The following is a 22,598-nucleotide window of genomic DNA, read 5'->3' as shown; positions in this document are numbered from 1 at the left end:
TTGATTCCTTGTGGCTTGCCTCAGCCTGCCCTGGGCCGCAGAAGTCCCGCCAGCAGCGCAATCACCACCGCCAGCCCCGCCACCAGCGCAAACGAGACCCGTAGTGAGGTGGCATGAGCAATCAGTCCAATGACCGGTGGCCCGGCCAGAAATCCCAAGTAGCCCAGCGTCGCCACCGAGGCCAGGGCGACGCCGGGTTGCACCCCCGACACACGGCCCGCAGCGCTGAAAGCCAGGGGAAACAGGGTGCAGTAGCCCAGCCCAATCATCACAAAGCCCAGCATGGCCACCTCCGGGCGGGCCGCCAGCAGCGCGACGACAAACCCTGCAGCCGCTAGCAGACCGCCTGCTCTGGCCAGCGCCACCGGCCCGAAGCGATGGGTGAGCGCATCGCCGGTCAGACGCCCCACCACCATAGCCACCGAGAAAGCCGAGAAAGCCAGGGCTGCTACCGCCTCGCTGCTGCCAATCACCTGCTTCATGAACACCGCGCTCCAGTCGGCCACCGCACCCTCGCCCAGCCCGGTGCAAAACACAATCAAGCCGAGGCCCAGCAAAACACCCCTAGGCCAGACAAAGCGCGGCCCGCTGGGGGCAGGCGGAACCTGCAACAGATACCGAATGGCCCACAGCATCAACAGCGCCGAGGCTATAGCCATCCAGGTAAAAAAGGGGAGGGGTTCCATTCCTGCCGCTGCCGCTGCCCCTCCCAAAGCTGCCCCAATCAGGCCGCCCAGGCTAAAGAGGGCGTGAAAGCTGGACATGATGGGGCGGGCGTAGCGCCGCTCTGCCTCCACAGCCTGGGCGTTCATTGAGATGTCCATGGCCGCGTTGGTGAGGCCGAACACAAAAAGCGCGAGCGCCAGTGTCCAGCCACTGGGGGCCAGCGCCAGCAGCGGCAGCGAAAGGCAGTTGCTTAGAGCAGCCAGCACCACCACCGGTCGGCTGCCCCAGTGGGCGATCAGCCAGCCTGTGAGGGGCATGGCCAGCACCAGCCCGACGGGTGCACCCAGCAGCACCAGGCCCAACTCGCCGGTATTGAGCCCCAGCTTTTGCTTGATGGCCGGGATGCGCGAGACCCAGGCCGCCAGGACGAAACCGCAAATAAAGAAGGTCACATAGATGGCGATTCTTGCCAGGGGCAGGTTGTTGTGTCGGGAAGGCCGCACGCTCACCGACGGCATCCTTCCGTGGCTGGCAGGTCGGTTTGCAAATTTCGGAACCTGCGTATTTTGTCAAAACACCGGTTTTGCGCCTGGATGCCTGGCCTCATCGGGTAAGCCTCTCGATTAGATCACGGTGTTGGGGGAATTGCTGGGTTAACTGTGCGCGCGCTGCCAGCTCAAAGTCGGCAAAATCGAAACCAGGGGCCATGGTGCAGCCCACCAGGGCGTAGCTTTCTGGCTTGTCCAGGTGGGCTCCCAGCCAGTGACCGGCGGGAATCACAGCCTGAAACACCTGCCCTTGCGTGGGGTCGGGGCCCAACCGAACCTGCGAGAGCTGGCCTTGGGGGGAGAGGATCCAGATGCTGAGCGAACTGCCGGTATAAAAATGCCAGATCTCATCGCTTTGGAGACGGTGGAAGGCAGAAAAATCGGGGTATTCCAACAAGAAATGAATGGCGGTGTAAAAAGCCCGCCTGCCCTTATAGCGGCTTGGCAGGTGGGATTGTGCAATGAACTCATCGGCAATATACGTCTGGCGGTAGAAGCCGCCCTCGAGATGGGGTTCTAGCCCCAGATAATCCACCCAAAACTTTGCGCTATGCATAATCTCCTGCTTTACCTATAAACAAGGGCCTTATGGGGCTAGGCTCGGTGCATCCTATAGCGCCAGGACGACCCCGAATCCTAACGGCGGCGCTTGCTTGAGCGCAAAAGGTTGCCCGAATCCGGCCAGATCCCATCGGCGATCAGGTGCAGCCACTGCGAGGCATAATACCCCAAGACCAGCGCCCACAAGATTTCCTGGGGCGGCACCCTGAGCTGGCCCTGCAAATCGAAATGAACCCCCAGGTAGCTCGCAACGGCGGTGGCGATCCAGTACAAAACCACCCCCATCGCACCCAGATATAAGATGCGCGTGAGGGGGCCAATCATCCATGTATGCGAAAGCCCTCGGTGGGAAAACATCCAGCCATAGGGCACCCAAAACCAGCCCAGCCAGCCCCAGCGCCCCTTGGCCCGAACCTGTTGTTCGGCCAGGTCGAGGTCGGGGGTGATCAAAAAAGTGCCGACCAGAAAGCTGCTGACAAAAGCGACCGCAACAGGCTGGGAGACCGCGATTTCTTCCCGGTAGACCCAGTAGGCGGCTGAGGCCAGCCCCAGCGCGCTGATGTTGATGGCTTCATGAACACGACCCGATGGCACGAGCGTAGTTTACGGGTCTGGAAGTGGAATCACATGGGCAAGCAAACAATCTGGAAAAAACGGGAGCTATTTGATTGAAGGAGCATCTGGGAGTTAAGGCCAGCGCCCTTGATAGAATTCTGCGAAGTTTTCTTGATAATTCCGTATTAATCAGAACTATTGTTAATTTGCTAAACGGTAAAGTAAATCAAAAATCTGCTCGAGCCGCCTTAATGCCAACCAACCAATTTTGATAAATGGCGTCTGGTACTGTTTTTCGAGGTAGAACCAGGCTTATGTCCGCCGCCGGTCTCATCTTTGCACCCTGGGGTTCTGGTACACTCTATAGCCGTGACCGTGGAGGCTCGGACTGCCCCCAAACGCGAAGTGATCCTCGAGGCAACCATCCGAGTCTTAAGAGACCGGGGGTTGTCGGGCCTAAAAGTCGAGGAAGTTGCCCGGGAGGCCGAAGTCGGCAAAGGCACGGTTTATCTCTATTTCCAGGATAAACAAGACTTGCTGAAGGCGCTGGTGGAGCACCATACTTTCTCCTACTACCGAAAAGTGGAAGAAGTGGTGAACCAAAGCGGCTCCTTCCGCGACCGGCTGGCCAAAGTGCTGCGGCTTCGCATCGCTTGGGTAGAGGAGTGGCGCGGTTTGTGGGCAGCAGTAGCGCGGGAAGCCCATCCCGTGGATACCACTGGTTGGCTTAGGGGCATGCACGAGCATTACCAGCAACTGCTGGAAAAGCTGGTGCAGGATGGCAAGGCCAGGGGTGAGGTGCGCGCCGAACTTGATACCAGCCTGACCGCTGCCAGCATTGCCGCCCTGGCCTGCAATCCGCAGCTCGAGTTTCCACGGGAAGCCTACCTCGAGCATCTGCTTGGAGTGTTGTTGAAAGGAGTGGCGTTGTGAGCGAATACCGTCCAGGGGATAAGGTTGTGTTGCCGCCGTACGGCGTAGGTGTGGTGGCGGGGATCGCCCAGCGTTCGGTTGCGGGTTCAGACAAATCCTATTATCAAGTTGACTTTCCCGGAACGCGTTCCAAAGCCTATGTGCCCGTAGAAGCCCCCCAAACCACCCGTCTGCGTCGGGCCTTGTCACCGGATCAGGTGAATGAGATTCTGGGCCTGCTGCGCGAGGGCCGCCTGCCCTTGCCTCGTCAATGGGCAGCCCGTCACCGCAAGACCACCGAGATTCTGGCCGATGGCGACCCTTTCCGCATCGCAACCCTGGCGGGTCAGTTGCGGGCCTGGGAACTCGAGAAGGGTTTGCCCGACCTCGACCGCCAAGCCCTGCGCCGGGCCATGCACCTGCTGGCCGAGGAAATTTCGCAGGTGCTGGAGATGAACCTCGAGGAAGCCCGCAAGCTATTTGAAGAGACCGTGGGCGAAGGTCTTAACTAGCCCTGCCAAGCCCATAAAAGTCCCCGAAAGGGGGCTTTTTTGTTTGAGCAAAAGAGCAGCAAAGCAGAGAGAACAGCCATAGAGCGGTTCCTACATACAGGCTCTACAGCCAACATTTACCTCGGCCCTGTTCTCTTTCTTCTGGATATTTATTCGCCAAACGATATAATCCCTGCATGAAGCAGGTTGCAGGTTGGTTTTCGAGCTATAAAAGCCATGTATTTGACGAGGTATTCGATGCCGATGGAAAACCACGCAAGCACTATAGCGAGGTGGTGAGCCGCTTCAACGAACTGGGACTGGAAGATTTCCAAAGACGCCGGGCCCTCACCGAACTGGCCTTTCGCAACCAGGGCATTACTTTCCAGGTCTATGGGGATCCCGCGGCAGCCGAGCGGCCTTTTCCGCTGGATATTCTACCGCGTATTATTCCTGCTGCAGAGTGGAAAGTGGTGGAGCAAGGCTTGGTTCAGCGGGTCAAAGCGCTCAATCTATTCTTGAACGACATATACAATGGGCAGCATATTCTCTCAGATAATGTGCTGCCGCCAGGGCTGGTGCTCAACCATCCGCAATACTACCGGCAAGTACATGGGGTTAAGCTGCCGCATGGGGCCTTTACCCATGTGGCCGGGATTGATCTGGTGCGCGACGAGAAAGGCCAGTATCGGGTCTTGGAAGACAACCTTCGCACGCCCTCTGGGGTTTCGTACGTGCTCTCCAACCGCCGGGTGATGAGCCGGGCCTTTCCCCAGTTGTTGTCCAAAGCCAGGGTGCGTCTGGTGGAGGATTATCCTGATATGCTCCTCGGTACCCTAAAGAGCTTATCCCCACGCGACGTTGCCAAACCCTGTGTAGTGGTACTGACCCCTGGCCCTTTCAACAGCGCCTATTTCGAGCACATGTTTTTGGCCCAACAGATGGGAGTGGAATTGGTGGAAGGTTCAGACTTGTTCGTTGAAGACGGGCGGGTCTGGATGCGTACGACCGCAGGCCGGCAACAGGTAGATGTGATCTACCGGCGTATTGACGATGACTTTCTAGATCCCACGGTCTTCCGGCCCGATTCGGCGTTGGGGGTGCCGGGGCTGGTCAAGGTTTACCGCGAAGGTCGGGTGGCGCTGGCCAATGCCATTGGCAATGGGGTGGCCGATGACAAGGCGCTGTATGCCTATGTGCCGCGCATTATCAAGTATTACCTCAACCAGGAGCCGATTCTACCCAACGTGGAGACCTACATTGGCGCTGAACCCGATGGGGCCGACTACATTCTTTCGCATGCCGCCGAGCTGGTCGTCAAGAAAGTAGATCAGTCGGGAGGATATGGGATGTTGATTGGGCCGCATGCCACCAAAGAGCAGGTGGCCGAATATGTCGAGAAGGTACGGGCCGAACCCCACAATTTTGTAGCTCAGCCGGTGGTGGGCCTTTCGACCAGCCCTACGTTTGCCGACGATACCCAGACCTTTGAGCCGCGCCACATTGATTTGCGTCCCTTCGTATTGGTAGGGGAGAGCATCCAGGTGTTGCCGGGCGGGTTGACCAGGGTTGCGCTGCGGCGGGGTTCGCTGGTGGTGAATTCGTCCCAGGGTGGGGGGTCGAAAGATACATGGGTGCTGTCATGAACGGAGGGGTCGAGGAAAAGGAGAGGGAGAGTGGCAAAATATCGCCATCGTTCCCAATTTTTTGTCTTTGCTCCTCGTATTTGTGCCCAACTCAAACGGAGTTGCCATGCTGAGCCGAATTGCCGAAAACTTATATTGGCTGGGGCGTTACATCGAGCGGGCCGAGAATACGGCGCGGTTATTGGACGTGAACTACTACGCGGTAGCGGAAGCTCCGGTAGAGGGCGTTGCGCCGGGCTGGTGGGGCCGGATTTTGCAGGCGTTGGAGGTTGAAAACATCGAGCCCACCGAAGAAACCGTGGTGCAATGGCTGGCTTTCGATCTACACAATGCCAGCAGCATTCGTAGTTGTGTCTGGCGGGTGCGTGAGAACGCCCGTACCACACGGTTTCACCTGAACCTCGAGATCTGGGAACAGATCAACCGGCTCTACAACCAGTGTTACTACAACACCGAACAGGTGATGGCCCAGGAAAGCCTGCACGAATACTGCGTGACGGTGCGGGAAGCCAGCCACCAGATCATGGGCATTTCGGAAGTGACCTTGCCGCGCGATCTGGGCTTTTATTTCATGCGGCTAGGACGCTACCTCGAGCGCTCCGATAACATGTTGCGGGTCTTGCAGGCCTACATTGGCGGCGGAGAGATGTCCAAGGAGGCCGAAGTACAGAACCACTTCAACCGTTCGCTGTTGCGTAGCGTGGGAGCCCTGGAGGCCTACCGAAAGATTTACCATACCACCCTGGAATTACCGCGCATCGGTGAGTTTTTGCTCTTGAACAGCGATTTTCCGCGCAGTGTGCGGTTTAGTGTGGATGGCCTCAAGCGGGCCGCCGAAGCGGTGCGCCGTCACAGCGATGGGGTGGGCAAAGAAGCCGTGCGCAAGGTGGGGAAACTGTCCTCGACGCTGGAATATCTCGAAAACGCCAACCAGGTCTTCAAAAAGCGCGATCCCGATCTAGAAGAATTGCTGGAAGAACTCGCGGAGATTCATATCGAACTCAGCCAGGTGTATTTTGGCTACTAGAATGCTGGTTCGGAGTTATCAAGGAGCGCCAACTTAACGAGCGGCGCAGAGGATACCTACTCTGGGGGGCGGATTAAATAGGCATTCCACCGTGCTCGGCCACGTGGGAGTCGCGTGCGGTCTGGGAGATCCGAGTCCACCGCAGTTGTCATACGCATTTCGGCAGTATCGTTCACTTCGGCAAGCCTAAACGATACTACCGAAATGCTTTTCTACTCCCTTCGGTCGGCTTGAATCCTTCACCTCTGACTGCGGCGGGCGGTGAAGGATTCAAGCGGAAACGGTATCACACCTTTATTAAATCACAGAACCTCTGGGCGCGGGGCAAGAATCCCATCGGCTTTAGCCGTGGGAGTGTCAACACACTCTTCACGGACGTTGCCCCCCGGACGGGAGGCCACTGTGCTGTGCAGGACACAGGCATCGAGTTTGGTAAGGAGCTCAATGATTGTGAAGAGTGCTCTAGCTTTTGGTAAGCGGAGTTTGCAGCGGTTCGACCTTGACCAAAACGTTGAGGCTTTCCTTGCCTCCACCTCGCCGCAGCCCCTTGAGCGGCGGGCAGTCGTCGTAGTCGCGCCCGTGGGCTTTTTTGACGTACTGCTCGGTGATGGTGGAGTTGTTGGTGGGGTCGTAGCCACACCAGCCGGAGCTGGGCACGAAGGCTTCGACCCAAGCATGGCTGCCTTCCGAACCCACGCCGGTGGCCAGATACCCCGAAACATAGCGGGCCGGAATACCCACACTGCGCAGCACTGCCAGCATGGCCTGGGCATAATCCTGGCAGACCCCAGCTCGACCTTCTACAAACTTGATCAAGGGGGTGTCTACCTCGGTGGCTTTGGTGTCGTAGTTAAGAATGCGGTTGAGGTGCTCGGTTACCTCGAGTAGGTAGCCGTGCAGGTCTTCGCGGGGGCTGGGGCGACGCAACTCTAAAAGCTCGAGCCAGTTGTAGTGCAGGGGCACCCGCGGCGTAGGGGCTAGAAATTCAAAAAATCGAGCTTCTAAATTGCTCAACACCTGCACCGCTACTGCATTGGGTTTGGGAACCGCAAACGTGACCACCTTGGCCTGCATCTCCACCCGCAGTTGTTTATGCGGCTTGGTGACATGAAAATCGTAGACCCGGTTGTGGAAGTAATCCTGGCGGCTGCGGGGCATCGAATCGGGGGTGATGTTTAAGCGAAACTCCAGCAGCCCCTGGCGGTGGTCGTCCACCGGATACAGCCACAGCTCATTAAAGGAGTCCCGCGCTTCGTCGGGATAAGAATACTCGGTTAGGTGATATACCGATAACAACACGACCCATAGCCTATCAAAAAATCTCGAGGGTGGGGGGTTGAAAGCTCCAGGAGGTTTTTCGAGCCTAGCTCATGGCTCGAGCCGGGCATTCACATCCTCGCGCCAGGGCAGCGAAGACTGGGCACCGGTCTTGGTGGCCGCCAAAGCCCCAGCCACACAGCCACGCTGCACCGCGTGGGATATTGTTTTTACTTCACATATAGCCGTGGCCAGCGCACCAATAAAGGCGTCCCCCGCGCCAGTGGTGTCTGCAACTTCAATCTCGAGGGCAGGCTGGTGGCCCCGGCCCTCTGGGGATACCCATACTGCACCCTGTTCACCCAGGGTGATGATGACGGTGGGTACTTTTTCGGCCAGTACCATAGCGACCTCGAGGGCCATTTCGGGCGAGTCGGGCAGTACCCCGCTCAGGCCCAGGGCTTCGCTCTCGTTGACAACCAGGATGTCTATGCACTCCAGCAGCCGGTCGGGCAGTTTTTGTACCGGCGATGCATTCAGGATAACCTTGGCCCCCGCCTGGCGGCCCAGCTCGGCAGCCCGTCGTACGGTCTCGAGGGGAATCTCGAGCTGCAACACCACCACCCGTGCCCCCTCGAACTCGGCAGGGGAGAGGTTTTCGGGCCGGAGGCGGTGGTTAGAGCCCGGCGATACGATGATGGTGTTCTGTCCCTCTTCGTCAACCGCAATGAAGGCCACGCCGGTAGGGGCTGCGATGGGGATGGTGGCATTGACGTTGATGCCTTCGCGCTTAAGGGCGTTGCGCAGTTGGTTGCCAAACTCATCCTGCCCCACCCGTCCAATCATCCGCACCCCTGCACTCTGGGCTGCTGCCGTGGTGGCTCCTTTAGCCGTGAGAAGGGTACGGCTTAGCATCCGTGCGGCTGCTACGGCCTGATTGGCCCCTTTGCCGCCGTGATGGGTCTCGTAATCCGAGCCCAAAAGGGTTTCGCCGGGAATCGGATGCCGCTTGACCCTCACCACCAGATCCATGTTGATGCTTCCCACCACCACAATGCTCATGGCCTATAGCTTATACCGGCTCCGCTTGAACCCTTCACCTTTGGGTGTAATCAAAGGTGAAGGGTTCGGGAGTGCATTCCGGCAGTATCGTTTAAGCTTTCAAAAGTGAACGATACTGCCGGAATGGGTATCGTATCGAAAAAATCCTGCCGATGCTCGAAGCTCCGGCGACGCTACGCATAGCGTGCGATACGCTCCAGCAGCAGGTCGTAGAAGCCGTCCACGTCAATCTCGAGGCCCACCTCACAGTTGGGTTGCTTGCCGGTCACGCTCCAGTAGTCGCAGACCGTGCGCCCAAAGGCCAGCCCTTCGTTGGCCTCGATCTCTACGTTGAACAGGGCGGTTTTGAACAGCTCGGGGCGCAACAAATAAGCCACCGCACAGGCGTCGTGGATGGGGGCTCCGTCCCACTTGTAGCGCTTGATATGGTGCTCGCGGAAGAACTCGAGCAGCTCCGCCGTAAACGCCCCCACCCGCGTTCCCAGAGCGCGGAAGCGCTCCACCCGTGCGGGATGGGCGATGGTTTGATGGGTCAGGTTGAGGCCCATCATCACCAGTGGAACCCCTGCGCCAAACACTATTTTGGCCGCATGGGGGTCGCACAGAATGTTGAACTCGGCACTGGGCGACCAGTTGCCAATGTCAATCGAGCCGCCCATCAGCACAATTTCTCGAATCTGGGGAATGATGCGGGGCTCGAGGCGCATGGCCAGGGCGATATTGGTAAGGGTGCCCACCGGTACCAGCGTGACCTCACCGGGGTACCGGAGCACCTGTTCGATGATGAAATGCACAGCGTGTTTCGGCTCTGCCTGGCCGCTAGGGGTGGGCAGGTCGGGGCCTTCCAGCCCCGAGACCCCGTGCACGGCCTCGGCGCTGATGCGCTCGCGTACCAGGGGGCGGTCGGCTCCGGCATAGATGGGCACGCTTTGGCCCAGCACTTCCCGCACCACCAGGGCGTTGCGGGTGGTGCGCTCGAGGCCCACGTTGCCATACACGGTGGTGATGCCCAAGACCTCGAGCTCCTCGCTGGCCAGGGCCAGCATGATGGCGATGGCATCGTCGTGACCGGGGTCGCAGTCGAGGATGATTTTGCGCGGCACGCCAGATAGCTTACACCAGAAGCGGTCTTTGTTGCGGTACAATCGCCTTATCTATGCTCGAGGTCAAGGAAGCGGTCAAGATTGCCACCGAGTACATCCAGACCCTGTTCAGCGAAAGGCAGATTCCCGAGCTGCGGCTCGAGGAGGTGGAACTCACCCCCGATAATCAGTTCTGGGAGGTTACCCTCTCCTTTGTGGTACGCGAACCCACCGCCTACCTGAGCCTGGGCGATGCGGCCCGCACCCGTGAGTACAAGACCTTCCGCATCAATGCCGAGACCGGCCAGGTGCAAAGCATGAAAATTCGCAAAGTTTAGCTGGTCAACTAAATAGCAGCATCAATCTCAGTCTTTATGTAGGCTTTACCTTGCGCTAATAACGCTAATAACGCCTGCCCTATTTACCCCCGATTAATTGCACCTTATTAGACTTCGCTTAGTCCGGTTCTGGCCCCTTGGGGTGGGAACCCAAGCGGAGAAACCATGAATACTACCGTTCTTCGTAATTTGTTCGCGGCTCTTGCGCTGGTCGTGCTGATTGCGGGTTGTGGCTCCACATCTACCAGTGCCAATCAACCCAATTTTCAGGCCCTGCTGATGACCGCCGACCTGTCGGGCAACTCGTTGGCCCAAGGAACCCCTTCCCTCGATCCGCTGGGCCGCCCCAAAACCGACCTCTCGCAGATGGCCAAAGTGGTGGTCAACCTCAAGCGCATCGAACTGGTGGGCGAGGGGGGCCGGGTGGCTGGGCTGGAGCCCAACTCCGAACTGGGCGATAGTGATGGTGACGGCAACCCCGACATTGACCTGATGGCCCTGTCGGGCAAGGCCACAACCATCATCAAGGGCACGGTGCCGGCAGGGGTCTATACCCAGTTCCGTCTGTTTTCACCTGCCGAGTCGGGCGCCGATGCCCAATCGGTCTATCTGGTGATGAAGGATGGTACCAAAGTGCCGTTGCGCATTCCCAGCGGCCAGCAGACCGGTCTCAAGCTGGTCATCCAGGGGGGGTTCAAGGTGCAGGTAGATGCCACCACCACCCTGATGTTGGCGTTCGACCTGGGCCACTCGCTGGTACAGACCGGCAATGGCCGCTACATGCTCAAGCCGGTGGTCAAGGCCAGCGGCGATGTGACCTCCGGGGCTGTGAGTGGCAAGGTCACCTTCAAGGGAGGCCGTGCAGTGCAGGATGCCGGTGTGGAGGCCAAATCTGCCGATAACACCTACATCACCCAGACCAACGCCCTGGGCTTGTATAGCTTCGCGGCGCTGGCGGCGCCTGCTACCTACGAGTTCACCTTCCGCCTCCAGACCCCCGAGAACGTGGTCTATCTAACTAAGAAAACCGTCGGTGTCCTTGCAAATACCGCCACCACCGTTGATGCGGAGTTTGAACCCACCGGTGGAATCACGGTTTCGCTCAAATTGGCAACAGCTCCCAGCAATGTGACGGTGGAAATCAAGGATGCCAGCAGTGCTACGGTGGCCTCGAGCAACCAGGCCGATGCCAGCGGCAAGTATGTATTCAGCACCCTTCCGTCCGGCACCTACGGCGTGAGCGTCAGCGCCACCGTGGGCAGCGTCGCGGTAAGCGGGCAGGCTGCGGGCGTGCTGGTGGAAGACTTCAAAATGTCCAGCGTGGAGGTAGAACTGAAGTAACATCGTTTTGCGCAACCTCCCCAACTATTTGGGGAGGTTTTTTTGTGGCAGTTTTTGCCTTCTATAGTGCATTGATGCGCCAGTCGTAGGGCCCATAAACCCAGCGCATCTGAGAGACCTCGGTGACGTTGTAACCCAGGTGTTGGGCCAGTAGGCCTGCTACGCCATTCTGCCCGCCAAAATCGGCCTGATACCACTTGAGCAGCCGGGGCAGTTTGAGGGTTTGCCCCCTGAACTCGACCTCGGAGCGAAGGTACGAGGCAGCCGCTAAGTTGAGTTGTTCCTCCAAGTGTTCTGCCGAATAAACCCCAATGGGTGGGCAGGATTTTGCGCCACAGTTGAGGGCGAAATGAACCCTGGCGTCCAGCGGGAGGCTGTGCCGTCGCCGGGGGTCGCGCGGGCCAAGGGGTGGGAGCGGTAAAAAAGGATTGCGTTGGTTGCCACGTAAAATGCCGTGCTCGATGTCGTCGAGACTCCAGCGATACCCCCCAATAAGCCAGTTTTTGCGCAGGAAGAAGGCCAGTTGACGCAGGGGATGGGTGCCTGGATGTCCGCGCACCATGACCGCGTGCAGCACCAGAACGTTGTAGAGATTGATCCAGAAACTGCGCTGCGGCTGCTCCGGCCAATTAGCGGGGTCAACCTGGCGCAGGTCGGAGATGCGAGCTTCCAGCTCGCCCCAAAGAGGGCCGGTTCGCAGCCCGGTGTAGTCCACCATCTTTCCCTGGTGGTGCAGGTATTGCGCTTTTATCTGGTTCATCAGCTTGCGCAACTGAGTGGCAAGCTGCGGCTCTGCAACAGGGTTCGGGTTTACGGCCACGGGACACCTTACGTTTATCAAGATTAAACCAGATGCCGCAGGGAGTATGTGGGAATTGCCGACTTTTGGTTCTATACCCCTGCCCCCTTATACGCATTCCGGCAGTATCGTTCACTTTTGAAAGCCTAAACAATACCGCCGGAATTCACGCCTACTCCCTTCGGTCGGCTCGAACTCCTCACCTTTTGATTACACCCAAAGGTGCGGGGTTCAAGCGGAACCGGTATTAGACTGTCGCTTATGCGTCCTGCTTGGTTGGAAGTGAATTTCGATGCCCTAGCCCACAACTATAACTTGCTGCGTTCCAGAGCCGGTCATACCCAGGTGGTTGGTGTGGTTAAGGCCAACGCCTATGGGCACGGGGCGGTGGAGGTAGGCAAGGAGCTGCTGCGCCTAGGGGCCTGGGGGCTGGCGGTGGCCACCACCGACGAGGCCCGCGAGCTGCGCAAAGCCGGCATTGTAGCCCGCATTTTGTTGATGGGGAGTCTGCACCCCCAGCAGGCCAGGGAGGTGGTCGAGCTGGACCTGATTCCCTCCATCTCGACCCTCGAGAGCGCCGAGGCCCTCAACGCCTTGGGCAAGCCGGTGACGGTGCACCTCGAGTTCGACACCGGCATGGGCCGGGTGGGCTTCCAACCTGAAGAGGCCCCAATGGTCAAAGAACACTTCCTTCGGTACGAAAACTTGCTCATCCAGGGCATTTACTCCCACTTTGCCGATGCCGAGGAAGATGTGGTTTGGACCCAAGCGCAAATTGCCGGCTTCAAGCAGGTGCAGCAGGCGTTTGGGCCGGGCTACTTCTACCATCTGTGCAATACGGCCGGAACTTTCAATTTTGGCGAGCACGGCTTGAGCGCGGTGCGTCCGGGTATCGGCCTGTATGGCCTGTTGCCCCACCTGGGTCTGAAACCCATTGCCCGCCTGCTGGCCAAACCCACCCAGGTCAAAGAGCTGCCGGCGGGGCGCAAAATCGGCTATGGCGGCCTGTATACCACCCAGGGCCGGGAATGGATCGCCACCCTGCCGGTGGGGTATGCCGATGGCATGCCACGGCTGGTTTTCAATCGGGCCACAGTTCGCTTTGCCGCCCAGCACGCAGAAACCCAGGTCTGCCCGGTGGTGGGCCGGGTCTCGATGGATCAGATTACCGTGAAGCTTCCGGGGCCGGTGGGCCTGGAGCAGGTCTTCGAGGTGGTCACCCCCGACTTCGACCCCACCAGCAGCCTGTGGGGCTGGGCCGAACTAACCGGAACCGTTAGCTACGAGCCAGCGGTGCGGCTTTCTCCACGGTTGCCCAGGGTATACCTGCGGGATGGGGTCGAGGTGGCGCGGGTGGGATAAAGGGCCAAAGCCACTTTTGGTTTCTGTTCCAGCGACGAAAATCAGACCCGTGACTGCCATGAAGGCCATCAAGCTGTTTCAAGGGTATCTGTGGCACCCCAAGGAACTCTCCTTCGACCCCCGCGAGGCGATTCCCCGCCAGCTGGGGGAGGTGCACGCGCTGATAGACAAAGTGCGCGCCCCCCATGACCTTTTTCGAGGACGGTACCCCCACCGAGACCCAGCAGTTCTATCAGGTGACCCTGCTGGTGCGCACCGAGCAGGAACCACAAGACCTCAAGCCGCTGGCGCTGTGGGTGAGCCAGGCACTAAAGCCCTACCTCGAGGCCACCCCCAAGGAGGTAGGCTGGCAACTGCTGGAAGACCTGCGGCAGGTTTAATGCAGGTTAGTCTGTAAGTAAGAAGACCCGCCGCGCTATTGGCCTGTAGCTCAAATAACCTCAAGGTCGGATTAAGGTCTCCTCATGCACAGGGGATGGGTGGAGCTCTTAGACTAACTCGACGGGGTTTGAGCGATGAGCCACAACCTATCCCGGATTTTATTAGGACTGGGCCTTGCCCTGTTTTTTACGGCCTGTAGCGGCCTCGAGACCCAGATCCCGGCCCCACCCTCGCCAAACCCTACCCCCAGCCCTACTCCTGCTCCAACGCCGACCCCGCCGGCTGGCAAGACCATTACCTATCAGGCCAGTAACGAAAACTTCCTCAACCCCGAGCGGGGCTTTTACGTCAGCATCCCCCTTACCGAGGAGACCAACCTGAGCTGGGTTAAGCCCCAGCACCAGGTAACGGTGGTGCACTCGTATGTGCGGCTGGATGCCTACCGCACCTCTTTGGTGCCCCAGACCTACATTGCGCAGGTGACCCGGGGCCTCGAGGCCGCCCGGCGGGCGGGGCTCAAGGTGGTGCTACGCTTCGCCTACAACTTCGGTTTCGAAGCCGACGCACCACTGGACTGGGTACTGCGCCATATCGAGCAGTTTCAGCCAGTGCTGCGGGACTACAAAGATGTAATTCTGGTTCTTCAGGCGGGCTTCATTGGGGCTTGGGGCGAGTGGCACGCTTCCACCAATGGCCTGACCTCGCTGGCCAACAAGCGAACCATCCTGGGCGCGCTGCTGGCTGCAACGCCTGCCGATCGCATGGTGCAATTGCGCTACCCCGGCGATCTGCTGGCCATCTACCCCACCCCCCTGGATAGCAACAGCGCCTACAACGGCAGCAACCAGGCCCGCGTAGGCCACCACAACGACTGCTTTCTGTCCGGCCCCGACGATACCGGCACCTACAACCCCATCAGCCAGAAGAGCGCCATGCAGAGCTACCTGGATCGCATGACCGAGTTCACGGCGGTGGGTGGGGAAACCTGCCAGGTCAACCCCTCGCAGCACCGCACGGACTGCCCCACTGCCCTGGCCGAGATGCGCCGTTTCCGCTGGAGCTATCTCAACCTGACCTTCTACCGCCCGGCCATAGACCGCTGGCGGGCCGAAGGCTGCTTCGACGAGATTGCCCGTCGCCTGGGCTACCGTTTCCGCCTGGTACGCTCGATTGTGCCCGAGCAGGTTAGCCGAGGTGGGCGTTTGCAGATGAACCTGGAGATTGCCAACGAGGGCTTCGCCACCCCCTTCAATCCACGCCCTGTTCTGTTGGTGCTGCGGGCCCGGGGAACCCAGACGGTCTACACGGTGGCACTCAACAGCGATCCCCGGCGCTGGACGGCTGGGCAGGTTACCACCATTGGTGTAGACGTAGCGCTGCCAGCCAATCTGCCCGCCGGCGAGTACGATTTGTTGCTGCACCTGCCCGATGCCACCAGTGGCCTCCAGGGCCGACCCGAGTACGCTATTCGGCTGGCCAACCAGAACATCTGGGAGGCCAGCACCGGCTATAACAACCTGCAAGCTATCCTGAAGGTTGAGTAGAGCACGTGGTTTCTCGAGCGGTTGGGCTACTGTCCCACCGGCTCGGCCCTGATGAGGGCCCCAGGGGTCTGGTCGTGGTCGGGGATCAGGTCTTCCGCCTCGCGTATCACTCGGAACAAATAGCCGCCCAGGCCCACCGCCATCCCCAGCAAGCCGCTCACCACCAGCAGCAGGGCCATCCCGGCCCCTGGGCCCACACCCAGCAGGCCGCCAAACAGACCCGCCAGCGAGCCGCCGGGCATCATGGCGGGGGTAAGAACCCGGTCGGCCAGCGGCCCCGCGATCAGCATGGCGAGGGGCCCGGCCACCCAGGCAATCATGCGCCGGGCCGAAAATACCTTTCCCTGCACATCGGGCGGTACTTTAGCCTGCCATATGGCTTGGTTGGAACCATTTAGGATGGGCACAATCAGCGCGAAGGTAAAGGCGCAAAGAGCCCATACCCAGACGCTTTGTCCCAGCCCCAGCAGCACACTCCCGAAAAAGCTCGAGAGCACCCAGCCCAAGAGCACCCCGTGTACCTTGCGCCGGGGGCCGCCCCAGGTTGAGAGCAGCAGGCCGCCCAGCACACCGCCAATACCGGCTGCACTTTGCACGGTGGCCAGCGCAGTTTCGCTCGAGGCGGTGCGGGCCAGAATCATGGCGGCCATAATGGCCGAGCCCAGGTTGGCCACCAGATTTCCCAACAAAAATACCGTCTGCAAACCCAGCAAGCTGGGCCGGGCGAAGATGAAGCGGAACCCATAGACGGCCTCCGCCAGCAGGCTCCCACGGCTTTCCAGTCCGGCTCTACTCTGCTTGGGTTGGGGTACGTGCACCAGTATCAAGGTTAGGAAAGCGGCTGCGAAGGTCGCCAGATCCAGGAGCAGGATGCCCCCCAGCCCTACCAGCCCCAGAAAGATACCGGCCAGAATTGGGGCCCCGATGCCCGAGGCCGACTCCGCCAGCGCCAGGAGGCCGTTGGCCCTGGCATAGTCTTTCTTGTCCACCATCGTCGAGATGGCCGCCGAGTAGGCCGGCCACTGGAAGGCATTGGTCAGGCCGTTCAACACCCCTACCATGTAGAGATGCCAGATTTCCAGGCCCCCACTCAGATAGAGCAAGAACACCGCCAGGGTTCCCAGTGCCGCACCCAGGTCGGATACCATCATCATCAGCTTGCGGTTGCCGCGATCCACCCAGGCCCCGGCAAAGGGCGAGATAAGAATTAGCGGCACCATGTAGAAAAAGCCCATCAGGGCCAGTGAGGTCGCCAGCCCGGTTTTTTCGAAAGCCCAGATGGTGAGGGCAAACTGGCTCATACCGCTGCCCACCAGCGAGACCAACTGCCCGAAGGCCACCAGTGTGAATCCTCTTAGTCCGGTCAAGTATGGCTGCATGTCTTTATGGACTTGGGTTGTTATACCCAGGTGCCTTTCTGCGGTTTTAGTCTAGGGAAGGTCTACTCGGCAAAAAAGACGAAATTTGGAGTAGAGCAAGTCTGCGTTCAGGTGACCCCAAAAGCAAAGAAAGAGGCCCTCGAGCGCCTCAGGCGAAGTCGCTTACGCGATTCCGGCGAAGCCGGAACCTGCCGGCGAAGTCGCTTACGTGATTCCGGCGGAGCCGGAATCTATCCGGCGCGGCAAGCGGAACCGGTATCACGCGCAGAGATTGTATAGAATGCAAGCGTGTCCAGAACAACAGAAAGTGTTAGGGTGCTCGAGCTCAACAACGCGCTGGCAGCCCGCATCCTGGCCAACCCCGATGTGGCGGTCTTCCTCAAACCCTTTATGCGCGAACCCACCACCACCCGAAGAGCCGCCGAGGAATTTAAACAGCCCATTCAGACCATGCATTACCGGGTGCAGCAGATGTTGCAGGCCGGGCTGCTGGAAGTGGTAAAGACAGAGGCCCGGCGAGGCCGACCCATCAAGCATTACCGGGCTACCGCTACAGCCTTCCGCTTTCCGCTGGATTTGGTGCCCCCTAGCCTGCTGCTAAGCTTGACCGAACACCTGTTTTGGAAGTCGCAACTCGAGCGCGGCTTGCAAAAAGCCCTGGGAGAAAGCCCATATGCGTCGCAGATGGTGGTCTATCTCAACGGCGATGGGTTGCTGATCTGGGGCTCGAGCCTGGACGACCTCGGCGAAGAGGCCAAAACGCTAGAACCCCAGTACCCCGCCACCCTCAACCTCTGGACAGGGGGCCTGAGGCTCGACCGGGCCGACGCCAAGGCCCTGCAACGCGAGCTATGGGAGCTCTACGAACGCTACGCCCACCGGGGCGGCGCAGAAAAATATGTAATGCACCTGGGGCTGGCCCCGACGCCTGATCCGTAGGGACAGCATCTGGCTATTGGCTAAAACTGCGATACTACCGGCTCGGTGGGTGGGCTGGCAAAAGTGCCGTAGAGCTCGGCTGCATTGCGGGCAAGAATGCGTTCGGCGGCCCATTCGGTTTCCTCGTTGGTGAGGTCGCCATTGTAGACCGCCTGCTCCAATACCTGGGCCAGAATGCGCCGCCCCCAACGGGCCGCAATCCAGAACATCTCCGGGCTGTGGCGGGCGCTGGTGGAGAAAAGCACTTTGCGGATGGGGGCCAGGTGGGTCGCCTCGTGCAGGGCGGTGCGCATGGCGTGCACGCTTCCCGCCGGGATGGTCAGACCTAAATCCAAATAAACACCGGGATAGCTGCTGCAAAGATAGCCGGCTTCCCGCACATAAGGATAGCTGTGTAGCAAAACGATGTTCAGCCCCTGCAGTTCGGGAGCCTCCAACACGCCGCGCAGCCCCAGGGGATTGGCCAGCCGCATATCCAGCGTGGGGTCGCCATAACCCACATGAAACTGCACGGGTTTGCCTGCCTCACGGGCTACCCGGAGGGCTATCCACAGCATGGAATCCAGCAAGGGCTTGCTGGTGATGTGCGTCGTCTGGCCGGGGGTTGGGTTGCGGCGCAATTCGCTGTAGGCGCGCTCGAGTTCGACCAGGTTGTGGCGGGTAATGTCCAGCCCGCTGCGGTAAGCCACCACACTTTTGAAAGCGGCCACGGTGGGCGCCAGGGCTCGCAAATGACCCTCGAAGGCGTTCAGGAGGTGGGTGGCGCTGTCGTGGCGCTCGAGGAATCGGGCCAGTTCGGCCTCGAGCTGCAAAACCCGCCGGGCTACTGGTGGCAGCCGTTCGTCGCACTCCCCGATGCTCCAGTGATCGCTATCTATCCCATCATCCTCGAGGAGCAGATAGGAGATATTGGCCTCGGCAAACAGCCAGCGGGCCAGTTCGCCGTAGTTGTGCTGCTGGCGGGCTTCTCCGATGGCTTCCGGGGTGGGTTCACAGCCGTAAAACTCGGCCAGGTCGCGAAGGCTGCGACGAAAAAACAGGCTATCCTGCACAAAAGAGCGCATCTGGGGGCTGGGGCTTTGCGTGAAGTAGCGCTCGAGCGGCTCCTGCCGCCAACGCTCCTCAGTGAACAACGAATACGCGTGGTGATCGTAAATAGGAATGCTGGTTAGATGCATGCTCCCCCCAATTAAGGATATCTGGCAGACCCAGCGTAAGCCCGAACTTATCAAAATGCCAGCGCTTATCGGTATTTTACAGTACCTTGGTGGAACCAAATAGCCTGTGGGGAGTTCAGGGCGAAGCCATTACCCTGGGTGAACAGATCCCCGGCACAACGGTCGTGTACACGGGATGCACCCGGGGAGAAGCTCCTCAAGCCCCCCTTCCGTAAAGCCTGGCCTCGAGGTTTTTCTTCACCCCAGGCCACTCCTCATCAATGATGGAGTAGACCGCCGTGTTGCGGATGACGCCGTTGGGGTAGATCTGGTCTTTGCGTAAAATCCCCTCGAAAGTAGCCCCCAGCTTTTCGATGGCCTTGCAACTGCGGCTGTTGCGGGCATCGGCCCGGAATTGCACCCGGATGGCTTTCAAATCTTCAAAGGCACGGCGGATGAGCAGGTATTTGCTCTCGAGATTGGCATACCCCCCCTGAAAGGGGGTGAAGATCCAGGTGGTGGTCTCTAAGGAGCGGTACTCTGGATTGATTCGCACGTAGCCCGTGCGTCCGGCCATCCGGCCGCTGGCCTTGTCGAAGATGGCCCAGTTGACCCGGTCTTTGGCCGAGAGCAGCGACCGAATGTAGTTTTGCATGGCCTCCAAGGTGGGTTCTCTGGGGGCATTGCTTAGGTACTGCACCATCTCGGCATCGAAGTGCTCGAGCAGGGCGGGGGCGTGCTCGAGGCTCAAAGGCTCAAGATTAATGAAACGGCCCTGTAAGGTCACGCTTTCGTGCCACATATAACCCAAAACTATCATTTTTGTGGTCTAAACTATGTATCAAATGATTCGAGTCGGCATCCTCACCATTTCCGACCGCGAGGCCCGCGGCGAGGTCGAAGACCGCACCTATGCGGTGATGCGGGAAACCCTGGCTTTTGGCCCCTACGAGATTACCAGCTATGAGATTATCCCCGACGAACCTGCCCAGATCAAACGCATGCTGCGCCTGTGGACAGACCGCGACGGCCTGGATCTGATCCTGACCAATGGCAGCATCCGCCTCAGCAGCCGCGACCACGCGCCCGAGGCCACCCGCGACATGCTGGAAAAAGAGGCCCCTGGTATCGCCGAACTCATCCGGATGGAGGCCTACAAGAAAAACCCGCTGGCGGCCCTCTCCAGGGGGGTGGCCGGGGTGCGGGGCAAAACCCTGATCATCAACCTGCCGGGGGGGCCTCAGGGCTGTAAAGACTCCCTCGAGGTCATCCTGCCCCTGATTCCCGAAGCGGTACAGCGAATTACCGGTCGCCCGGTGGCTCAACTCGCTCATGCCCTCTCGTTCGACTAAGCTTTTCCGATGCGCCTGGTACTCCCCGCAAGGGGAGTTTTTTTGCTTCCCCTCGCTGCGCAGCGTTGGTATGCGCGAAGAAGCTAAACAACCGGGTTGCCTGGCCTGCCTGGATACCAGCGGGAGCGGGGATACGTAACGCTGGACGGTTCGAAAACCGGCCCGTTCTACACAAAAGATGATAGGCTGCCCCTTGATTGGCTATGCATTTTGAAGAAATGCTCACCCTGCTGGTGCACAAAGGTGCCTCGGATATTCACCTGCATGCCGGGATGCCGGTACTGGCCCGTATAGGTGGCGAACTCAGAACCATCAGCCAGAGTGCCATCACCCCGGAGTTCACCACCAGCCTGGTCGAGAAGCTGTGTACGCCCCAACAACAAGCCCGCCTGCGTACTTTTCGCCAGGTGGATGTGGCCTATAGCCTCCCCGGCCTGACCCGCTTGCGGGTGAATCTGTTCTACCAGCGCGGTTCCATCAGCGCAGTGCTGCACACCCTCGGCAGCGAAGATAGCGATCTGCGAAAGGTAGATCTGGCGCCGGAATACCTCGAATACTTCCGCGACCAGCGCCGGGGTCTGGTGCTGGTCACGGGGCCCATCGGCTCCGGTAAATCCACCACCCTGGCCCGCCTGGTGGACGAGATCAACACCCACCACACCCGTATCATCGTTACGGTCGAAGACCCCATCGAATACCTGCACCGCCCCAAGCGCTCCGCGGTCGTTCAGCGCGAAATTGGCTCCGATGCGGTCTCCTACGAAAAAGCCCTGCTGGCGGCCATGCGCCAGAATGCCGATGTGATTGTGATTGGCGAGATCCGCGACCAAGCTACCGCCTCGGCAGTGCTCAATGCGGTCTACACCGGCCACCTGGTGCTCTCGACCTTTGTTTCCAGCGACAGCAGCAGCGTGCTGAACCGGATGCTGGAACTTTTCAGTCAAGGTGAACGCAACATCAACCGGGTGCTGCTGGCCGAAAGCCTTCTGGGCATCATTCATCAACGCCTGGTGCCCACCACCGATGGTGAGCGCGTCCCCGTCACCGAGATCATCACCCTGACCTCCCGCATCCGCGAGGCCCTCAAGCAACCCAGCCAAACCGACCGTCTGCGCGAGGTGCTGCGCGAACAGGGTCTGGAAGGCTACCAGAGCTTCGACCAAAACCTGCTCTCGCTATACAACAAGGGCCGGGTGGACTACCAGACCGCCCGCCTGCACGCCCAAAACCCCACCCAGTTCGAGCTGGCCATCCTGCGTCAGTCCGAGAACCAGGGCCTTGGCGATTGGATGGAGGAATAAAGCTACCGTAGCAAGTAATTTCCACCTTTTATCCCTTACAAACATTGGCTCACAGCAACCAACAACAACCGTCCCCTGTATTTAACCTGCCTTCACACGATAGAGTACAGACATGACGCCGCATATCTCCGCCCCATCCGGTGCAATTGCCGAAGCCATCCTGCTCCCCGGCGACCCCCTGCGGGCCAAGTACATTGCCGAGAACTTTCTGGAAAACCCGGTTTTATACAACCAGGTTCGCAACATGTTTGGTTACACCGGCACCTACAAGGGTAAGCGGGTGAGCGTGCAGGGCACCGGGATGGGAATCCCCTCGGCCAGCATCTACATTCATGAGCTGGTTCAGTTTTACGGCTGCAAGACCCTGATTCGGGTGGGCACCGCCGGGGCCATCACCGAGCAGCTCAAGCTGCGCGATCTGGTGATTGCCCAGGCCGCCTGCACCGATTCTTCCATCAACAACCTGCGCTTTGCCGGCCAGAACTATGCGCCCATTGCCACCTTCGACCTGCTGCGCCGGGCCAGCGAGCAGGCCCAGTCCAGGGGGATGCCGGTGCACGTGGGCAATGTGCTTTCCACCGACACCTTCTACCACGACCAGCCCAACCCCTACCAGATATGGGCCCAGTTTGGGGTGCTGGCAGTCGAGATGGAGGCCGCAGGGCTTTATACGTTGGCGGCCAAGTTTGGGGTGCAGGCTTTGTGCATCCTTACCATCAGCGACCACCTGATTACCCGTGAGAAAACCACCCCCCAGGAGCGCCAGGAGACCTTCAATCAGATGGTTGAGGTGGCGCTCGAGACCATCTGAGCCGCGCCCTGCTGCCAACGCCTTGCCTCAGGAGGGCTTGCCCCGGCCTGCGGCTTTGTATAATCAAAACCTATGTGTGCGTTTTTA

Annotated in this window: 22 protein-coding genes and 1 pseudogene; 13 read left to right on the top strand and 10 right to left on the bottom strand. The window is 59.5% G+C overall.

The features are described from left to right. Positions 1 to 20: 20 nt before the first annotated feature. From WKI89_RS02885 to WKI89_RS02875, 3 genes are all read right to left on the bottom strand, one after another. The gene (locus tag WKI89_RS02885) at positions 21 to 1,169 is read right to left on the bottom strand and encodes an MFS transporter (RefSeq protein ID WP_337867721.1); all 1,149 of its coding nucleotides are present in this window, start codon (positions 1,167 to 1,169) and stop codon (positions 21 to 23) included. 100 nt (positions 1,170 to 1,269) lie between these two features. After that, on the bottom strand, positions 1,270 to 1,770 hold the full coding sequence (locus tag WKI89_RS02880) for a cupin domain-containing protein (RefSeq protein ID WP_337867720.1): 501 nt from the start codon (positions 1,768 to 1,770) through the stop codon (positions 1,270 to 1,272). Positions 1,771 to 1,850: 80 nt separating this feature from the next. Then, positions 1,851 to 2,369: a metal-binding protein gene (locus tag WKI89_RS02875; protein WP_337867719.1), complete on the bottom strand. Its 519-nt coding sequence runs from the start codon at positions 2,367 to 2,369 to the stop codon at positions 1,851 to 1,853. A gap of 330 nt (positions 2,370 to 2,699) precedes the next feature. Between WKI89_RS02875 and WKI89_RS02870 the strand changes: the two genes are divergently transcribed. From WKI89_RS02870 to WKI89_RS02855, 4 genes are all read left to right on the top strand, one after another. Continuing rightward, a complete protein-coding gene (locus WKI89_RS02870; RefSeq protein ID WP_337867718.1) occupies positions 2,700 to 3,263 on the top strand; it encodes a TetR/AcrR family transcriptional regulator in 564 nt (187 codons plus the stop codon). Next, positions 3,260 to 3,754: a CarD family transcriptional regulator gene (locus WKI89_RS02865; RefSeq protein WP_337867717.1), complete on the top strand. Its 495-nt coding sequence runs from the start codon at positions 3,260 to 3,262 to the stop codon at positions 3,752 to 3,754. Before WKI89_RS02870 ends, WKI89_RS02865 begins: the two co-directional genes overlap by 4 nt. A 176-nt stretch (positions 3,755 to 3,930) precedes the next feature. Then, entirely contained in the window at positions 3,931 to 5,379 is a 1,449-nt protein-coding gene (locus tag WKI89_RS02860) for a circularly permuted type 2 ATP-grasp protein (RefSeq protein WP_337867716.1), read from the top strand. Positions 5,380 to 5,485: 106 nt separating this feature from the next. Next, a complete protein-coding gene (locus WKI89_RS02855) occupies positions 5,486 to 6,406 on the top strand; it encodes an alpha-E domain-containing protein (RefSeq protein WP_337867715.1) in 921 nt (306 codons plus the stop codon). Between the two features lie 462 nt (positions 6,407 to 6,868). Here WKI89_RS02855 and WKI89_RS02850 read toward each other — a convergent pair whose 3' ends face one another. From WKI89_RS02850 to WKI89_RS02840, 3 genes are all read right to left on the bottom strand, one after another. Next, positions 6,869 to 7,705 carry a transglutaminase family protein gene (locus tag WKI89_RS02850; protein ID WP_337867714.1) on the bottom strand — a complete coding sequence of 279 codons (837 nt, stop codon included), beginning with the start codon at positions 7,703 to 7,705 and terminating at the stop codon, positions 6,869 to 6,871. Between the two features lie 69 nt (positions 7,706 to 7,774). Then, positions 7,775 to 8,725, bottom strand: a complete 951-nt coding sequence (locus WKI89_RS02845) for a ribokinase (RefSeq protein WP_337867713.1) — start codon at positions 8,723 to 8,725, stop codon at positions 7,775 to 7,777. 173 nt (positions 8,726 to 8,898) lie between these two features. Continuing rightward, the gene (locus tag WKI89_RS02840) at positions 8,899 to 9,828 is read right to left on the bottom strand and encodes a nucleoside hydrolase (protein WP_337867712.1); all 930 of its coding nucleotides are present in this window, start codon (positions 9,826 to 9,828) and stop codon (positions 8,899 to 8,901) included. A gap of 53 nt (positions 9,829 to 9,881) precedes the next feature. Between WKI89_RS02840 and WKI89_RS02835 the strand changes: the two genes are divergently transcribed. Together WKI89_RS02835 and WKI89_RS02830 are read left to right on the top strand one after the other, a co-directional pair. After that, positions 9,882 to 10,145 (top strand): hypothetical protein, encoded by a 264-nt coding sequence (locus WKI89_RS02835; protein ID WP_337867711.1) that lies wholly within the window; start codon positions 9,882 to 9,884, stop codon positions 10,143 to 10,145. 165 nt (positions 10,146 to 10,310) lie between these two features. Further along, positions 10,311 to 11,486, top strand: a complete 1,176-nt coding sequence (locus WKI89_RS02830; RefSeq protein WP_337867710.1) for a DUF4382 domain-containing protein — start codon at positions 10,311 to 10,313, stop codon at positions 11,484 to 11,486. 61 nt (positions 11,487 to 11,547) lie between these two features. Here WKI89_RS02830 and WKI89_RS02825 read toward each other — a convergent pair whose 3' ends face one another. Further along, a complete protein-coding gene (locus WKI89_RS02825; protein ID WP_337867709.1) occupies positions 11,548 to 12,246 on the bottom strand; it encodes a DUF547 domain-containing protein in 699 nt (232 codons plus the stop codon). Between the two features lie 300 nt (positions 12,247 to 12,546). Here WKI89_RS02825 and alr point away from each other — a divergent pair, with 300 nt between their 5' ends. From alr to WKI89_RS02810, 3 genes and pseudogenes are all read left to right on the top strand, one after another. After that, a complete protein-coding gene (gene alr, locus WKI89_RS02820; protein ID WP_337867708.1) occupies positions 12,547 to 13,647 on the top strand; it encodes an alanine racemase in 1,101 nt (366 codons plus the stop codon). Positions 13,648 to 13,705: 58 nt separating this feature from the next. Then, positions 13,706 to 14,027 (top strand): annotated as a pseudogene (locus tag WKI89_RS02815) (DUF3208 domain-containing protein). 135 nt (positions 14,028 to 14,162) lie between these two features. Next, positions 14,163 to 15,572, top strand: coding sequence for a DUF4832 domain-containing protein (locus tag WKI89_RS02810; protein WP_337867707.1), 1,410 nt, complete (start codon positions 14,163 to 14,165; stop codon positions 15,570 to 15,572). A gap of 26 nt (positions 15,573 to 15,598) precedes the next feature. Here the strand turns inward: WKI89_RS02810 and WKI89_RS02805 are convergent, their stop codons facing one another. Continuing rightward, positions 15,599 to 16,951: an MFS transporter gene (locus WKI89_RS02805; protein WP_337867706.1), complete on the bottom strand. Its 1,353-nt coding sequence runs from the start codon at positions 16,949 to 16,951 to the stop codon at positions 15,599 to 15,601. 288 nt (positions 16,952 to 17,239) lie between these two features. On the opposite strand from WKI89_RS02805, the gene WKI89_RS02800 reads away from it, so the two are divergent. Further along, positions 17,240 to 17,890 (top strand): helix-turn-helix domain-containing protein, encoded by a 651-nt coding sequence (locus tag WKI89_RS02800; protein WP_337867705.1) that lies wholly within the window; start codon positions 17,240 to 17,242, stop codon positions 17,888 to 17,890. Between the two features lie 20 nt (positions 17,891 to 17,910). On the opposite strand, the gene WKI89_RS02795 is transcribed toward WKI89_RS02800, so the two are convergent. After that, positions 17,911 to 19,068, bottom strand: coding sequence for an amidohydrolase family protein (locus WKI89_RS02795; protein ID WP_337867704.1), 1,158 nt, complete (start codon positions 19,066 to 19,068; stop codon positions 17,911 to 17,913). Positions 19,069 to 19,264: 196 nt separating this feature from the next. Then, complete coding sequence (locus WKI89_RS02790) at positions 19,265 to 19,867, bottom strand: GNAT family N-acetyltransferase (protein WP_337867703.1); 603 nt, start codon at positions 19,865 to 19,867, stop codon at positions 19,265 to 19,267. Positions 19,868 to 19,892: 25 nt separating this feature from the next. On the opposite strand from WKI89_RS02790, the gene WKI89_RS02785 reads away from it, so the two are divergent. The 3 genes from WKI89_RS02785 (at position 19,893) to deoD (ending at position 22,511) form a co-directional block, all read left to right on the top strand. Further along, the gene (locus WKI89_RS02785) at positions 19,893 to 20,399 is read left to right on the top strand and encodes a MogA/MoaB family molybdenum cofactor biosynthesis protein (RefSeq protein WP_337867702.1); all 507 of its coding nucleotides are present in this window, start codon (positions 19,893 to 19,895) and stop codon (positions 20,397 to 20,399) included. A 203-nt stretch (positions 20,400 to 20,602) separates the two neighbouring features. After that, a complete protein-coding gene (locus tag WKI89_RS02780; protein WP_337867701.1) occupies positions 20,603 to 21,700 on the top strand; it encodes a PilT/PilU family type 4a pilus ATPase in 1,098 nt (365 codons plus the stop codon). A gap of 112 nt (positions 21,701 to 21,812) precedes the next feature. Further along, on the top strand, positions 21,813 to 22,511 hold the full coding sequence (gene deoD / locus WKI89_RS02775) for a purine-nucleoside phosphorylase (RefSeq protein ID WP_337867700.1): 699 nt from the start codon (positions 21,813 to 21,815) through the stop codon (positions 22,509 to 22,511). Positions 22,512 to 22,598 lie beyond the last annotated feature (87 nt).

The organism is Meiothermus sp. (genome assembly GCF_037443965.1).
In the GTDB taxonomy this organism is placed as follows: Bacteria; Deinococcota; Deinococci; order Deinococcales; family Thermaceae; genus Meiothermus.
This window is presented reverse-complemented; position numbering and strand designations above follow the sequence as displayed.

What these genes read in the sequence shown, in the direction of transcription:
- WKI89_RS02880 (WP_337867720.1), bottom strand. Translation starts at nt 1,770, where the DNA reads ATGCATAGCGCAAAGTTTTGGGTGGATTATCTGGGGCTAGAACCCCAT.
- WKI89_RS02860 (WP_337867716.1), top strand. Translation starts at nt 3,931, where the DNA reads ATGAAGCAGGTTGCAGGTTGGTTTTCGAGCTATAAAAGCCATGTATTT.
- WKI89_RS02855 (WP_337867715.1), top strand. Translation starts at nt 5,486, where the DNA reads ATGCTGAGCCGAATTGCCGAAAACTTATATTGGCTGGGGCGTTACATC.
- WKI89_RS02845 (WP_337867713.1), bottom strand. Translation starts at nt 8,725, where the DNA reads ATGAGCATTGTGGTGGTGGGAAGCATCAACATGGATCTGGTGGTGAGG.
- WKI89_RS02835 (WP_337867711.1), top strand. Translation starts at nt 9,882, where the DNA reads ATGCTCGAGGTCAAGGAAGCGGTCAAGATTGCCACCGAGTACATCCAG.
- WKI89_RS02830 (WP_337867710.1), top strand. Translation starts at nt 10,311, where the DNA reads ATGAATACTACCGTTCTTCGTAATTTGTTCGCGGCTCTTGCGCTGGTC.
- WKI89_RS02825 (WP_337867709.1), bottom strand. Translation starts at nt 12,246, where the DNA reads ATGAACCAGATAAAAGCGCAATACCTGCACCACCAGGGAAAGATGGTG.
- alr (WP_337867708.1), top strand. Translation starts at nt 12,547, where the DNA reads ATGCGTCCTGCTTGGTTGGAAGTGAATTTCGATGCCCTAGCCCACAAC.
- WKI89_RS02810 (WP_337867707.1), top strand. Translation starts at nt 14,163, where the DNA reads ATGAGCCACAACCTATCCCGGATTTTATTAGGACTGGGCCTTGCCCTG.
- WKI89_RS02805 (WP_337867706.1), bottom strand. Translation starts at nt 16,951, where the DNA reads ATGCAGCCATACTTGACCGGACTAAGAGGATTCACACTGGTGGCCTTC.
- WKI89_RS02795 (WP_337867704.1), bottom strand. Translation starts at nt 19,068, where the DNA reads ATGCATCTAACCAGCATTCCTATTTACGATCACCACGCGTATTCGTTG.
- WKI89_RS02790 (WP_337867703.1), bottom strand. Translation starts at nt 19,867, where the DNA reads ATGATAGTTTTGGGTTATATGTGGCACGAAAGCGTGACCTTACAGGGC.
- WKI89_RS02785 (WP_337867702.1), top strand. Translation starts at nt 19,893, where the DNA reads ATGATTCGAGTCGGCATCCTCACCATTTCCGACCGCGAGGCCCGCGGC.
- WKI89_RS02780 (WP_337867701.1), top strand. Translation starts at nt 20,603, where the DNA reads ATGCATTTTGAAGAAATGCTCACCCTGCTGGTGCACAAAGGTGCCTCG.
- deoD (WP_337867700.1), top strand. Translation starts at nt 21,813, where the DNA reads ATGACGCCGCATATCTCCGCCCCATCCGGTGCAATTGCCGAAGCCATC.